The following is a 14,159-nucleotide window of genomic DNA, read 5'->3' as shown; positions in this document are numbered from 1 at the left end:
GCGCAACGGGTGATGGGCAAACATGGCCGAACATGGGCAGCTTGGTGTTTCAGACAGCTGCGACACGACTCTGTTTTCAGGTGTTGCCGAATTAGCACAATTTTTGCCCCTTGCCCCACTTGCGGCATTCACTCCATCAAAACACAATCAGGTTGACGATCGGTTTCCAGGACAAGATGGACGAGTTCGCTGTTGAAAACGGAAGGTTTTGGCCAAATTCCTTTCCCGTTCTATGTTTGTCCTTCAAAATTGGATGTGATTCGGTGTAGGTAACGGCGCAGACACTTCGGGAAACAGAATTACAAACCCCATCAGGCGATTTGGAATGAGCGCAAAAGACGATCTATTTGCTGGCAATGCAGCGGTCTCGACCCCAATGACGCAGGAGGTAACAGCTCCGACGCCGCAAAAGTCGCGTCCAGTGACGGCCGTTCCGGTTCCCGATGAGTATTCAGCTGCAGACATTGAGGTCCTTGAGGGTCTCGAACCGGTCCGTCGCAGACCAGGCATGTATATCGGCGGGACTGATGAAAAGGCTCTGCATCACCTGTTCGCGGAAGTTATCGATAACTCGATGGATGAAGCTGTTGCCGGTCATGCGACATGGATCGACGTCAATTTAACAGCCGACGGATACCTGACCATCACCGATAACGGGCGCGGCATTCCGGTCGACCCGCATCCGAAATTCAAGGACAAGTCAGCTCTCGAAGTCATCATGACGACGCTTCATGCGGGCGGCAAGTTCGACAGCAAGGTATATGAAACGTCCGGTGGGTTGCACGGGGTCGGCGTTTCCGTTGTCAATGCGCTTTCCGAAGAACTGGTCGTTGAAGTCGCGCGCAGCCGGAAACTCTACCGGCAGACTTTCAGACGCGGGCACCCCCAAGGCCCACTGGAACTGGTTGGTGACACTCAAAACCGAAGAGGCACCCAGGTCCGCTTCAAACCCGACGAACAGATATTCGGCAAAGGCGCCCGCTTCCTGCCTGCGCGATTGCTCAAGATGGCGCGCTCAAAAGCATACCTGTTCGGCGGTGTTGAGATTCGCTGGCACTGTGCGCCCGATCTGATTTCGGAGAAGGACGAAACGCCCACAGAGGCTGTTTTCCACTTTCCAGGGGGCCTGAAGGACTTTCTGGAAGAGCGCCTGACCAAGGAACGCCGGGTTGTGGACGAGGTCTTTGCCGGCCGAACCGACAAAACCGGAAAACACGGATCCGTGGAATGGGCAGTCAGCTGGTTCGCAGGTGACGGGTTTGTCAATTCCTACTGTAATACCGTCCCGACGCCGGAAGGCGGGACCCACGAAGCAGGTTTCCGTTATGCGCTGCTGCGCGGACTTAAGGCCTATGGGGAACTGACGAACAACAAGAAAGCCAGCATCATCACCGGTGATGATGTAATGACGTCAGCGGGCGGCATGCTATCGGTTTTCATTCGCGAGCCTGAGTTTGTCGGCCAGACCAAAGACAAGCTTGCGACGAACGAAGCAACAAGGATTGCAGAAACAGCTGTCCGCGATGCATTCGACCACTGGCTCACAGCTTCTCCAAACCAGGCCAACAAGCTTCTGGAGTGGGTGATCGACCGTGCGGAAGAACGCCTTCGCCGCCGCCAGGAAAAGGACGTTGCACGCAAGTCTGCAGTCAGGAAACTCAGGCTTCCCGGCAAGCTGGCCGACTGTTCCGCCAATCAATCCGACGGCACTGAACTCTTCATCGTCGAGGGCGACTCGGCGGGCGGCTCGGCAAAACAGGCAAGAAACCGATCCAACCAGGCCGTTCTTCCACTGCGTGGCAAGATCCTGAACGTTGCAAATGCCGGCCGGGACAAACTGGTCGCCAACCAACAGCTCGCGGACCTTATTCAAGCTCTCGGCTGCGGCACCCGTTCGCAATACAGGGAAACCGATCTACGCTACGAAAAGATCGTCATCATGACGGATGCTGACGTCGACGGCGCCCATATCGCATCACTTTTGATTACCTTCTTTTACCGGGAAATGCCTGAACTGATTCGCGGTGGACACCTCTACCTGGCGGTCCCTCCACTCTATCGTCTGAGCCAGGGCGGAAAGACGCTCTATGCCCGCGACGATGCGCACAAGGATGAATTGCTGGAGACCGTCTTCAAGAGCAAGTCCAAGGTGGAAATAGGCCGATTTAAAGGCCTTGGCGAGATGCTGCCAGCACAACTGAAGGAAACCACCATGGACCCGGCAAAGCGTTCCATGCTGAAGGTCGACGTGGGCGAAGAGGCGATAGCCGTGACCAACGATACGGTTGAAAGGCTCATGGGCAACAAGCCGGAAGCACGCTTTCGCTTTATTCAGGAAAATGCAGAATTCGCCGAAGATCTTGATATCTAGTAGAGACCACGCGTATTTTGTTTGAACTTTGTTTATCAGGCAGAAGTGGCCGCATGCAATTTTCGCCGCTTCTCGTTTCAACAACCGGGCTTGTATTATGTTGAACCGGGTCTATGCGATGTTTGACAAGCGGCGGCGACCGCTGAGAAATCATGTTTACCTGGCATTTCCAGATCACGACATCGCGTACGCGCGGGCAACTGAGCCGGCGTTTCACGTATTGGCCCCCATTCTGAACTACCTGGCCGGTAACTTCAGTGTGCCTGCTCTCAAACGAGGCTCGGGCCTTCAAGCGAGTAACTTGGAACGCCAGTTGTTTCATGGAAATGTTGAGCTGCTGACGGCTCGTGAACTCAAGCGCCGATACCCCGACATGAAGATTGTCGCTTGGGTCCAAGACCCACTTCATCGGCTTGCCTATTGCTACGAAAAGATCATCCTCACCGAGGAACCCCTACCCTCCTATTACAGCGAGCGATATTTCGACAAAGCAATGTCACCGGCTGAATTCGTGGCTCACATTTCTGGCATATCAGATCTGGACGCAGACAATCTGTTTCGAAGTCAAAAAGCGACGCTGACCTACAAGGGCACCATGACGGCAGACATAGTTTTGCAGCTAGAGCAGTTTGATACTTCGCTCGAAATATTTTTGTCTGAAAGTGCGCTACAACAGCGACCAAAGACAGCAGCAGGCTACCAAGTATCGGACTTTGTCTCAGGCGATACTCTGAGCTCATTTGCAGATGAAGCATTGAGCAGAAAGCTCCAGCGGCGGTACAAGGCAGACTACAACCTGTTCTACTCCCAATCAGCTCTACCGGCCTGACAGGCTCCCTGGTTTCGACTGGAAATGCTTTGCCATTAAAGCTAACCGGGCGGCTTGCGGTCGCTTTTTGCCCTTCAATTAGTAATGTTCCGTACGGATTTCATAATGCAACCAAGTTGCTCTATTAACTGAGTTGGCAAAATCGGAGCAGAAATACTCGATTTTCTTGATATTTTACCTCAACGGCGCATTGACACCTGTGCCCATGAATGTAGGGTGTGCGCACGTTGGCGCCGACGGTTTCCAAGGTGCTTTCGATTTACAATCACAACATCTGGGCAAAACGCTCCATGGCATTTGATACTCTCGGTCTTAGCGAGAAGGTCCTCGCTGCAGTTGAAGCAGCTGGTTATAAAGAACCCACGGCAATTCAGGCCGGGGCGATCCCGCAAGTGCTGGAGCGCCGAGACATACTCGGCATCGCACAGACCGGAACAGGCAAGACCGCAAGCTTCACTTTGCCGATGCTGACCTTGCTTGAAAAAGGCCGTGCACGGGCGCGGATGCCGAGAACACTCATTCTCGAGCCTACCCGTGAACTTGCTGCCCAGGTGGAAGAAAACTTCGAGAAGTACGGCACCAATCATAAGCTGAACGTGGCCCTGCTGATTGGCGGCGTCTCATTTGCTGAACAGGACAAGAAACTCGACCGGGGAACGGATGTCCTGATTGCCACTCCAGGTCGCCTGCTCGATCATTTCGAGCGTGGCAAGCTCCTTCTTCAAGGTGTTGAAATCCTGGTGATCGATGAAGCCGACCGCATGCTGGACATGGGTTTCATTCCCGACATCGAACGGATTTGCAAACTTATCCCGTTTACGCGACAGACACTGTTTTTCTCAGCAACCATGCCGCCTGAAATTCAGAGACTGACGGAAACCTTCCTGCAGAACCCGGCACGCATCGAAGTTGCACCAACATCTTCAACCGCTGACAACGTCGCCCAGAAGCTCAAGGCTTCTCCTTCCAAGGACTATGAGAAACGTGCTGCATTGCGCGAGCTTCTGGAAGGTGCAGAAGACCTCAAGAACGCAATCGTGTTCTGCAACCGCAAACGAGACGTATCAACGCTTTTCAGGTCCCTGGAACGCCACGAGTACAATGTCGGCGCCCTGCATGGTGACATGGACCAGCGGACACGCATGATGATGCTGGATAATTTCCGCAAAGGAAATATCAAGTTACTCGTTGCAAGTGATGTTGCAGCGCGCGGTCTGGATATTCCGGAAGTCAGCCATGTCTTCAACTACGACGTGCCGATCAACGCTGAAGATTATGTTCACAGAATCGGTCGCACAGGCCGAGCTGGAAGAAGCGGGTCCGCATTTACGCTGGTGACAGGCGAAGATAAGAAATATCTGGAAGCCATCGAAGCTCTCATCAAAAAATCCATCGACTGGCAAGGCGATGCGATTGACTTCGAAGCGGCTGCAAAGGAACGAAAAGCCAAGCGGAAGGCCGGTAAATCCGCCAAAAGCAGCAACACAACCAGCAACGACAATGATGCGGATCAGGCAAAGCCATCTGGGCGTCGCCGCTCCCAATCGAAATCACGCGACACTTCCAAGAACGTCAATGAGGAGCAGCAGGACGCCTTGACCCCGGTTCCAGTATCCAATCTTCCGCAAAAATCTTCCGGCAAGAAATCCAGAAATGAAAAGATGGAACCGGCATTCAGCCCTGGGGTTCATATACCTGCGTTCCTTCTACGTGAACCTCGGCCGAAAAAGGCTTCATAACTGCGATTTTTGTCAATGTTTCGCCTTAAGCTTAACCGCTCCTTAAGCGTTACATCAGCATCTTAAACTTAGACTTTGCGACCGTGTGGGGCGGATTCGCGGAGCTTAAGTGAGAGATTTTTATGGCGGACGAAGACGACCATAAGCGGACCATCAAGTACGGTGAGTCCGCTATTAGTTATATCAAGAAGAACACGCTGCCGGCGTATCCGCGTTCTTATGAACTTTGGTACACATATTCTGCTGGCTACAATCAGGGTCTCAATCGTGCAGTTAATGACTCGGTCAAGCAGAACGGCCGGATCAGCACAGACGAGATGCTAACCCTTTATGGGCGCTTTCTGTCCCCTACCCGATTGGGTGACCGCCTGGACGAAGTCGGAACCAAAGTTTCCCGGGAAGTCGAAGAACTCGTCGATTCAATCAAATTGTGCACCGACGCCACATCCGATTACGGAGCAGCGCTCGAACAAGCCGGTGAAAAGATCAAGAGCGTCGCAGACCCCGAAAAGCTTCAGATGTATGTAACTCATCTTGTGAAGTCTACGCAGAACGCAGTTACGTCAAATCGTAAGCTGGAAAGCCAACTGCTGGAATCCAAGAAACACATTGAAAGCCTGCAGTCCGCGCTTGAGGCTATTCGGTACGAGTCGCTTACTGACGAACTGACGACGCTCAACAATCGCAAACATTTCGAAAACTCGATCGAAAAGATTACCGATCAATCGAGCGATAGCGGTCGCGGGTTCGCGCTTTTGATGACCGACATCGATCACTTCAAAAAGTTCAACGACACTTACGGTCACCAGACCGGGGATCAGGTCCTGCGCCTTGTTGCCCTGGCTGTGAAGCAAAATATCAAGGCTCAGGACATCGCGTGCCGGTATGGTGGCGAGGAGTTTGCAATCATTCTGCCGCACACCGATCTGGAAGAAGCGAAGAAGATCGGTGAGAGCATTCGCACGGCAGTCATGTCGAAGGAACTGGTGAAACGCTCTACCGGGGAGAATCTTGGCCGCGTTACCATCTCTGTTGGCATTGCCTGCTATCAGAAGATGGACACCGCGCATTCCATTCTGTCGCGCGCTGATGAAGCGCTTTACTCAGCGAAGAACGCCGGCCGCAATCTGGTTCGAACAGAGCTAGACCTAGGCGGTTCTTCCGACCAGGAAAACGTTGCTTGAATTCAATAGCTTGCCCGGTGCTTCTCCGAGCGAATCGGAATTTTGAAGCCGGGCAACCTATTTACCGGCGCTTAGCGCTAAAGCCCATTTGCCAGAAATCACTTTCGAGCCGCGAAGCCTTTTCAAACAAGGACAGAACCCTCGGGTAGCGGTTTACCGTTAGCACCTGCTCGGCGGTCTCATCGAACCAACCCGCAAAGCCTTTGGCGAGATCCTGATACGCTTCCCCGGCATATTCCTGTATCCAGCGCCGATAGGCATTACCTTCCCGATCCGCTCCTTCGTTGGTCAATCTGGAACCAATCTCCGCATACCCGATTATGCATGGGGCCAGTGCAGCTTGAAGATCCAGCAAATCACCCGACATCCCCGCATCGAGAACAAAGCGCGTGTAGGCCATTGTCGGAGTGTCTTCCGGAGCGTTTTCGATCTCGTCGCGAGACATTCCCCATTTGCCACAGAGCTCAATGTGCAGTTCAAGCTCAACGTCAAGGATTGCTTTCACACCTTCCAGCGATTGCCGCATATCCGAAACTGAGGGGCTCTTGTAAACGCCCAGAGCGTAGGCTCGGGCAAATTGGATCAGGAACAAATAGTCCTGAACCAAGTAGTGCTTGAAACATTCCAGAGGTAACGAACCATCGCCTAATTGACGGACAAACTCATGTTGGGTGTAGTCCGCCCATTGCGGCGCCGCATCGGCTTTAAGCCGTTCGAACAGTTTCATGAATTTCCTCTGGAAAAGAGCTGCTGAACTACAAACCTATCAGCGCGCCAACGCGCTCAAGTCCGCAGCCTGCAGAGAGACGGATTCACCGCAACCGCAGGCCGAGACTTCATTCGGATTTTTGAAGACGAAACCGGAGCGGAACTTGGTGACTTCGAAGTCCATTTCCGTTCCCAGAAGGAACAGAACCGCAGATGGGTCAATGAAAAGCTTTGCCCCCTTGTCTTCGACCACATCATCACCTGACTTGGCCTCTTCGACCAGGTCCATGGTGTATTCCATGCCAGCACAGCCACCTTTTTTAATGCCGACACGCAGACCGATAGCGTTCTTGTCAGAATTTTCGACAAGCTCGCGCACTCGGTCGGCAGCAGTGTCAGTCAATGTCATGACCTGAAATTTTCCGGCAGCCATGCTTTCCTCGTTTGGTCCGTGCGTTCCAAAACCTGATATAGGGTTTCAGCTTATCGGATAAAAGGTTGACTACTCAATACCAGTTGAGAGCGACCTTGGCTTCATCGGACATGCGGTCCGGTGTCCAGGGTGGGTCAAACACCATGTCGACATTCACAGGGCCCACGCCGGCGACCGCCGAAACAGCGTTTTCAACCCAACCAGGCATTTCACCAGCGACGGGGCATCCAGGCGCCGTCAGTGTCATGTCGATGTTGATGGACCGGTCATCATCGATATCCACTTTGTAGATCAAACCCAACTCGTAGATATCGCAAGGGATTTCCGGATCGTAAACTGACTTCAGCGCACCGATGATGTCGGTCGTAAGCCTGTCCAGTTCATCTGCCGGAATTGCACTTTTGGCAGAAACTTCAGCCTGCAACTCTTCACCATTCGCGTTGGTGTCAATCGTTGTAGCGTTTTCCATAGGGGTTCGTCCTTACCCGAAAAAGCTCTGAGCTTTCAAAAGAGCTTCATACAGCGCATCGACTTCCTCGCGCGTGTTATAGAGCCCGAAACTTGCCCGACATGTAGAGGTTACACCGTATCTTGCCAAGAGCGGTTGCGCACAATGCGTCCCTGCCCTCACCGCAACTCCGGCACGGTCGATAATCGTCGCGACATCATGGGCGTGTGCGCCCTGGATCTCAAAGGAAACAATCGCTCCCTTGTCCGGCGAATCTCCGAAAATCCTGAGTGAATTGATCTCTTTGAGTTTCTGGTGCGCATATGCCCTGAGATCAGCTTCGTGACGGGCAATGTTGTCCCGCCCCAATGCATCCATGTAGTCAAGTGCTGCACCCAATCCGATAGCCTGAACGATCGGCGGCGTGCCGGCTTCAAATCTGTGCGGAGGATCATTATATGTGACCAGGTCCTCGGTCACATCCAGAATCATTTCGCCACCGCCATTGAACGGACGCAGCGCGTTCAACCGTTCAGGTTTTCCCCACAGGACCCCAATACCCGAAGGGCCATAAACCTTGTGTCCTGTGAAGACATAGTAGTCACAATCGAGATCCTGAACATCGACTGGCAGATGCACAGCAGCCTGGCTTCCGTCAACCAGGACCGGGATACCGCGCTCATGCGCAATCCTGCAGACTTCCTTGATCGGGACCACCGTCCCCAGGACATTTGACATCTGGGTCATCGCGACGAGCTTGGTTCTTTCGCTCAATGAATCCTGAAATGCGTCCAGGTCGAATGACCCGTCCTCTTTTACGTAAACCCACTTCAGCTTCGCGCCATTGCGTTCACGGTGGAAGTGCCACGGTACAATGTTGGAATGATGCTCCATGATCGACAATACGATCTCGTCACCCTCCTGAAAGTAGTCGGGACCCAGACCGTAGGAGACCAGATTGATCGCTTCCGTGGTCGATTTGGTGAAGACGATTTCGTCCACGGACTTCGCATTCAAAAACCGGCGAACCTTCTCCCGTGCGGCTTCATAGTTGTCTGTGGCCGTGTTGGAAAGATAGTGAAGGCCGCGATGAACGTTGGCATATTCATTGGAATATGCATTCGTCACCGCATCAATGACTGCCTGCGGCTTTTGCGCAGATGCGCCATTGTCCAGATAGACAAGCGGTTTGCCGTAGACTTCCCGTGAAAGAATTGGAAAATCCTTGCGCACGGCTTCAACGTCGTAGCCGCCAACCTGTGTTGTCTGTTCTGCAGTCGCGACGGTCATCCGGCGCTACTCCTTCGTAAATCAATCCGTGAAGCCGTGACACGGTCCCTTGTGTCACTTGACCAATTCCTGCCGTTTCCGGACCGGAGGTTCGGAAACGGCCGAGATATGCAAAGCCGAAACTCTTTCGGCAATGACCTAGCGCAAGTTGACGGTCAGTGACCGGCTAGCCAGTCGCGCACGCGCTGTTCCAACCTGTCGGTAACGTCTTCTTCGCCGTATTCTTCGATAGCCTCGGATAGAAATGCCAGAACCAGCAGTGTTTTGGCTTCATCTTCGGGAATACCTCGTGCACGCAGGTAGAAGAGCAGGTCTTCATCAATCTGACCGCTTGTTGCACCGTGTGCACAGATGACGTCGTCAGCGAAGATTTCCAGCTCGGGCTTGTTGGCCATCTCTGCTTCTTCGGAAAGAAGAAGAGCCTGGGTCATCATTTCGCCATCGGTCTTTTGTGCGTGCTGCGCAACATTGATGCGGCCCTGGTAGACACCTTTCGAGCGTCCATCGAGAACCGTCTTGAAGAATTCGCGGCTGTTGCAATGCGGCACTGCATGATCGACCACCAGTGTCTGATCCGCCAGATCATCACCGCCTGCCATGGAGACGCCGTAGATTTTCGCTTCCGAATTCTCGCCGGTGAATTCGACGAACTGCTGGTTCCGCGCAAACTTCGGACCGGCAATGAAACCAAGCGACTTGAGCTCCGCTTCTGCACCGATCGTTGCGATCGAAGTGTAGAGACGGGCGGCGTCGGTCTTACCAGCAATCAGCCGTGTTGTGGCCAGAAAGGCAGTGTCGGCCACGCTGTAGTCAAACACCGTGTTGAGCTCGCCTTCGCCGGTTTCGCCAAGAAACGTTTCCAGCAATCGAACCTTGGCACCCTTGCCAATCGAGACATTGTTTCTTGTGACCTGCGCTCCAGCACTTGTGGCAACCTGCACAAGTTCAACAGGTTTAGAAATCTCCACACCCTCTTTTACGGTGATTACGACTCCCCCCTGCAGGAACGCAGTATTGAGCGCGATGATTCCATCATTGGGTCCGGATTTTGGTGACGCGAGCAGTTGGGCGCCATTGTCACCGGTCAGCGCTTCACTGATGTCTGCAATCAAAACACCTTCGGCAGTCAACGCATTGACATCCGAGAGTTCAGCAACATACCGACCGTTCGCGATAACGATCCGGTACCGGTCCAAATCGCCGTAGCTGTTCTCTGCGTCCAGAAGAGCCTTTACAGCGTCCGCCTCAGCCGCTGCTGCCATTGGCGCTGCGGACTTCAGAAATGCACGCAGATCGGAATACTTGTATTCTTCGACCCGCCGATGGGGCAGTCCCTTTTCCCGGATCTGGTCGATCGCCGCCTCGCGCATTGCTGCGACAGCGACGGAGCCAGGCAATGCCCCCTTCACATTGTCGAAACGATCGAAAAGGTCGCTTTCGGCCTTCGTATGGTTGATGGGTATGCTAACGTTCATGTCCCGTCGCTCCCTCAGGCAGCCGTGTCGACGTAATCGGCGTAGCCGTTTTTCTCCAGCTCGAGCGCCAGATCCTTGTCACCCGTCTTGACGATCCTGCCCTTTGACAGGACGTGCACGACGTCCGGCACAATGTGATCAAGCAGACGCTGGTAGTGCGTAATTACAACCATGGCCCGCTCCGGCGAGCGCAGCTTGTTGACGCCTTCTGAGACAATGCGGAGCGCATCGATGTCAAGACCGGAATCTGTTTCATCAAGCACACACAATTTGGGCTCCAGCAAAGACATTTGCAGGATCTCGGCACGTTTCTTTTCGCCGCCAGAGAAACCAACATTCAATGGGCGCTTCAGCATGTCCATCGACACATTCAGGTGCGCTGCAGCAGCTTTGACGCGTTTCATGAAATCAGGAATGGATAGCGGGTCTTCACCGCGTGCCTTGCGCTGCGCATTCATGGCCGTCTTCAGAAACTCCATGGTTGCAACACCCGGAATTTCGATCGGATACTGGAATGCAAGGAACATCCCGGCCGCTGCACGTTCGTCCGGTTCCATCTCCAGCATGTTTTCACCGTTGAAGAGGATTTCGCCTTCGGTGACTTCGTAATCGTCCTTGCCTGCGAGAATGTAGGAAAGGGTAGATTTTCCGGAGCCATTGGGGCCCATGATCGCATGGGTCTCACCAGGATTGACGGTCAGGTCGATGCCGCGCAGGATTTCAGTTTCGTCTTCCGCGATGCGCGCGTGCAGGTTTTTGATCTCAAGCATTGAGATTTTTCCTCGTAAATCTTTGGGCTTGTTCAGCCTCAATCATATTCCTTGTAAGCAGGCTTTAGCCCACGGATCCTTCCAGGCTGATCGAGATCAGCTTCTGAGCTTCGACAGCGAACTCCATCGGCAGCTGCTGGATCACATCCTTGACGAAACCATTGACGATCAGGGCAACAGCTTCTTCTTCAGACAACCCGCGCTGCAGGCAGTAGAACATCTGATCATCCGAGATCTTCGAGGTTGTCGCTTCGTGCTCGAACTGAGCCGATGCGTTTTTGCTCTCGATATAAGGCACCGTGTGTGCACCACAGTCCTGTCCGATCAGAAGCGAATCACACTGGGTGAAGTTTCGCGCGTGCGACGCTTTGCGGTGGGCGGAGACCAGACCACGATAGGTATTCTGGGACCTGCCTGCCGAAATTCCCTTGGAAATAATCCGGCTTGAGGAATTCTTGCCCAGGTGGATCATTTTGGTTCCGCTGTCGACCTGCTGGTAGCCGTTGGAAACCGCGATGGAATAGAACTCGCCACGGGAATTCTCACCACGCAGGATGCAGGACGGGTATTTCCAGGTGATCGCAGAGCCAGTTTCAACCTGAGTCCAGGAAATCTTCGAGTTTTTGCCGCGGCAATCGCCCCGTTTGGTCACAAAGTTGTAAATGCCACCCTTGCCGTCCTTATCGCCTGGGAACCAGTTCTGAACCGTGGAATACTTGATTTCTGCATCATCGAGCGCGACCAGTTCGACTACTGCCGCATGCAGCTGGTTTTCGTCACGTTGAGGCGCGGTGCACCCTTCCAGATACGAAACGTATGATCCCTTTTCGGCAATAATCAGAGTGCGTTCGAACTGACCGGTGTTCTGTTCATTGATGCGGAAATACGTCGACAGTTCCATCGGGCAACGTACGCCTTCCGGAATGTAAACGAAGGAACCGTCGGAAAAGACCGCTGAATTCAACGTCGCATAGTAGTTGTCTGTTACCGGTACAACCGAACCAAGATACTTCTTTACCAGGTCGGGGTATTCGCGAACCGCCTCGGAGATAGAACAGAAGATGACGCCAGCCTTCTTCAGCTCTTCCTTGAACGTGGTGACAACGGAAACGGAGTCGAAAACAGCGTCGACAGCCACTCGGTTCTTCGGCTCAACACCTGCAAGAATCTCCTGCTCGGCGAGTGGAATACCGAGTTTTTCATAAGTCGCCAGCAATTCCGGATCGACTTCGTCGAGGCTCTTCGGACCTTCGACGGATTTCGGGGCAGCCCAGTAATACAGGTCGTCAAAATCGATCTTCGGATAGGAGACACGCGCCCAGCTCGGCTCGTCCATCTGCTTGAACCGGCGCAGGGCGTCGAGCCGCCATTCCGTCATCCATTCCGGTTCGTTTTTCTTGGCGGAAAGAAACCGTACGGTCTCCTCGGACAGGCCCTTGGCGCCCTTTTCCGACTCGATATCCGTTACAAAGCCGTATTTATACTGGTCAACATCGATGGCTTTCACCTGATCGATGGTTTCCTGTACAGCTGGCATGTTTTGCCTCCATTCAGCGGATCCCGTATCCGCTCCACTAATATCTGCAGGAAGAAACTTCGACCTGCTCATTCAATGGCGAAAGTTCGCCGAATTAACTCTTATGCGGCCTCGTGCCGTGCGTCGGGCTTCAACCGATCCACGATCTGCGGCCAGACCTCCAAAATCCGGTCAATGTCCGACGCCGACGTATCCCACCCCATGCTGATCCGCAACGCACATCGTGCCAACGGTTCGTCAACACCCATGGCGGTCAGCACGTGCGAAACCGACACTTTGCCCGAAGAACATGCCGAACCCGACGAAACCGATACGCGCTCAAGGTCGAAAGCGATCAATGCCGTTTCTGCCGGAATTCCTGGAACTGCGAAGCAGCACGTATTCGCCAATCGCGGTGCCGTCTCACCAAAGATCACGGTTGAAGGGCAAACAGAACGCAGTCCAAGCTCGAGTTTCGATTTCAACTCTGCCAAATGGCTCACATCGGACACTTCTTCAAGAGCATCCTGCGCAGCAATTCCGAAGCCAACGATTGCAGCAACGTTTTCTGTACCGCCGCGACTCCAGTTTTCCTGTCCACCGCCGATCATCAGTGGGGCCGGAACACGCGCAGTACTTCTTGCGACAACCGCCCCAATTCCCTGAGGTCCGCCAAACTTGTGGGCGGACAGAGTGATGATGTCTGCCTGCCACTCATCCAGATCAATCTGCAATCGGCCAGCTGCCTGAACCGCATCCACATGAAAGAAATGACCATGTTCTTTCGCGATCGCCCCAATTTCTTGCAGGGGCTGCATGACACCGGTCTCATTGTTTGCGGCCATGACGGAAACGAGGCCTGGCTCAGCTCCCACCAATAGATCTTTCAAGGCTTCAGCCACAACGATCCCGTTTGAGTCCACCGGAACAACGACTTGATCCCCAACAGGAAAGCGGCCTCCGGTCACGACGGACGGGTGCTCAACGGCACTTCGAAACAGCTTGTCGAGGTAGACTGGAGCCCCCTGGTCCCGCCAGGTAGATGTCAGTGCGGTCATGTTTGCTTCAGTGCCGCCGGAGACGAAAGTCACGGCGCGATTTTTGGCTCCGCAAAGCTGCGCGACACTTTCCCGTGCTGCTTCCAGACGCCCCCTCGCCCTGCGACCGTGCGAATGCACAGATGAAGCATTTCCGGTGTCGCTGAGGACCTCGATCATGCCCTCTCGAACGCTGGCGCGCAAAGGTGCGCCGGCGTTGTGGTCAAGATAGATCGGAGCGGAACGACGCGGCATGACACCTCGAAACCTTAGATCAACGTTGAGTTCAGTTCGAAAATTTGCTGAAATGCCAAGCACATGTTCGAAAAACTTGAAATTTTCCGCTGTGATGACGATAA

At 53.7% G+C, this 14,159-nt stretch carries 12 protein-coding genes; 4 read left to right on the top strand and 8 right to left on the bottom strand.

The features are described from left to right. Nucleotides 1-325: 325 nt before the first annotated feature. The 4 genes from parE (at nt 326) to ABLO27_RS04775 (ending at nt 6,123) form a co-directional block, all read left to right on the top strand. Nucleotides 326-2,371 (top strand): DNA topoisomerase IV subunit B, encoded by a 2,046-nt coding sequence (gene parE / locus ABLO27_RS04790; RefSeq protein ID WP_353030859.1) that lies wholly within the window; start codon nt 326-328, stop codon nt 2,369-2,371. A gap of 97 nt (nt 2,372-2,468) precedes the next feature. Then, nucleotides 2,469-3,200 (top strand): sulfotransferase family 2 domain-containing protein, encoded by a 732-nt coding sequence (locus ABLO27_RS04785; RefSeq protein WP_353030857.1) that lies wholly within the window; start codon nt 2,469-2,471, stop codon nt 3,198-3,200. A 290-nt stretch (nt 3,201-3,490) separates the two neighbouring features. Next, nucleotides 3,491-4,939: a DEAD/DEAH box helicase gene (locus ABLO27_RS04780; RefSeq protein ID WP_353031710.1), complete on the top strand. Its 1,449-nt coding sequence runs from the start codon at nt 3,491-3,493 to the stop codon at nt 4,937-4,939. Between the two features lie 122 nt (nt 4,940-5,061). Further along, nucleotides 5,062-6,123 carry a GGDEF domain-containing protein gene (locus tag ABLO27_RS04775; RefSeq protein WP_353030855.1) on the top strand — a complete coding sequence of 354 codons (1,062 nt, stop codon included), beginning with the start codon at nt 5,062-5,064 and terminating at the stop codon, nt 6,121-6,123. A gap of 61 nt (nt 6,124-6,184) precedes the next feature. Here ABLO27_RS04775 and tenA read toward each other — a convergent pair whose 3' ends face one another. From tenA to ABLO27_RS04735, 8 genes are all read right to left on the bottom strand, one after another. Next, nucleotides 6,185-6,850: a thiaminase II gene (gene tenA, locus ABLO27_RS04770; RefSeq protein WP_353030853.1), complete on the bottom strand. Its 666-nt coding sequence runs from the start codon at nt 6,848-6,850 to the stop codon at nt 6,185-6,187. Nucleotides 6,851-6,889: 39 nt separating this feature from the next. Then, nucleotides 6,890-7,264 carry a Fe-S cluster assembly scaffold SufA gene (gene sufA, locus ABLO27_RS04765; RefSeq protein ID WP_353030851.1) on the bottom strand — a complete coding sequence of 125 codons (375 nt, stop codon included), beginning with the start codon at nt 7,262-7,264 and terminating at the stop codon, nt 6,890-6,892. Between the two features lie 73 nt (nt 7,265-7,337). Beyond that, a complete protein-coding gene (locus ABLO27_RS04760) occupies nt 7,338-7,733 on the bottom strand; it encodes an SUF system Fe-S cluster assembly protein (RefSeq protein WP_352944034.1) in 396 nt (131 codons plus the stop codon). A 12-nt stretch (nt 7,734-7,745) separates the two neighbouring features. Beyond that, nucleotides 7,746-9,002, bottom strand: coding sequence for a cysteine desulfurase (locus ABLO27_RS04755; RefSeq protein ID WP_353030849.1), 1,257 nt, complete (start codon nt 9,000-9,002; stop codon nt 7,746-7,748). Nucleotides 9,003-9,157: 155 nt separating this feature from the next. Further along, nucleotides 9,158-10,477 carry a Fe-S cluster assembly protein SufD gene (sufD, locus tag ABLO27_RS04750; protein ID WP_353030847.1) on the bottom strand — a complete coding sequence of 440 codons (1,320 nt, stop codon included), beginning with the start codon at nt 10,475-10,477 and terminating at the stop codon, nt 9,158-9,160. A 14-nt stretch (nt 10,478-10,491) separates the two neighbouring features. Beyond that, nucleotides 10,492-11,247 carry a Fe-S cluster assembly ATPase SufC gene (sufC, locus tag ABLO27_RS04745; RefSeq protein WP_353030845.1) on the bottom strand — a complete coding sequence of 252 codons (756 nt, stop codon included), beginning with the start codon at nt 11,245-11,247 and terminating at the stop codon, nt 10,492-10,494. A gap of 64 nt (nt 11,248-11,311) precedes the next feature. Then, nucleotides 11,312-12,784, bottom strand: coding sequence for a Fe-S cluster assembly protein SufB (gene sufB / locus ABLO27_RS04740; RefSeq protein WP_353030843.1), 1,473 nt, complete (start codon nt 12,782-12,784; stop codon nt 11,312-11,314). 101 nt (nt 12,785-12,885) lie between these two features. Then, entirely contained in the window at nt 12,886-14,055 is a 1,170-nt protein-coding gene (locus ABLO27_RS04735) for a cysteine desulfurase family protein (protein WP_353030841.1), read from the bottom strand. Nucleotides 14,056-14,159 lie beyond the last annotated feature (104 nt).

It is taken from the genome of Roseibium sp. SCP15 (assembly GCF_040329435.1).
GTDB lineage: Bacteria > Pseudomonadota > Alphaproteobacteria > Rhizobiales > Stappiaceae > Roseibium.
The sequence above is the reverse complement of the archived record's forward strand: the minus strand, read 5'-3'. Positions and strand labels throughout refer to the sequence as shown.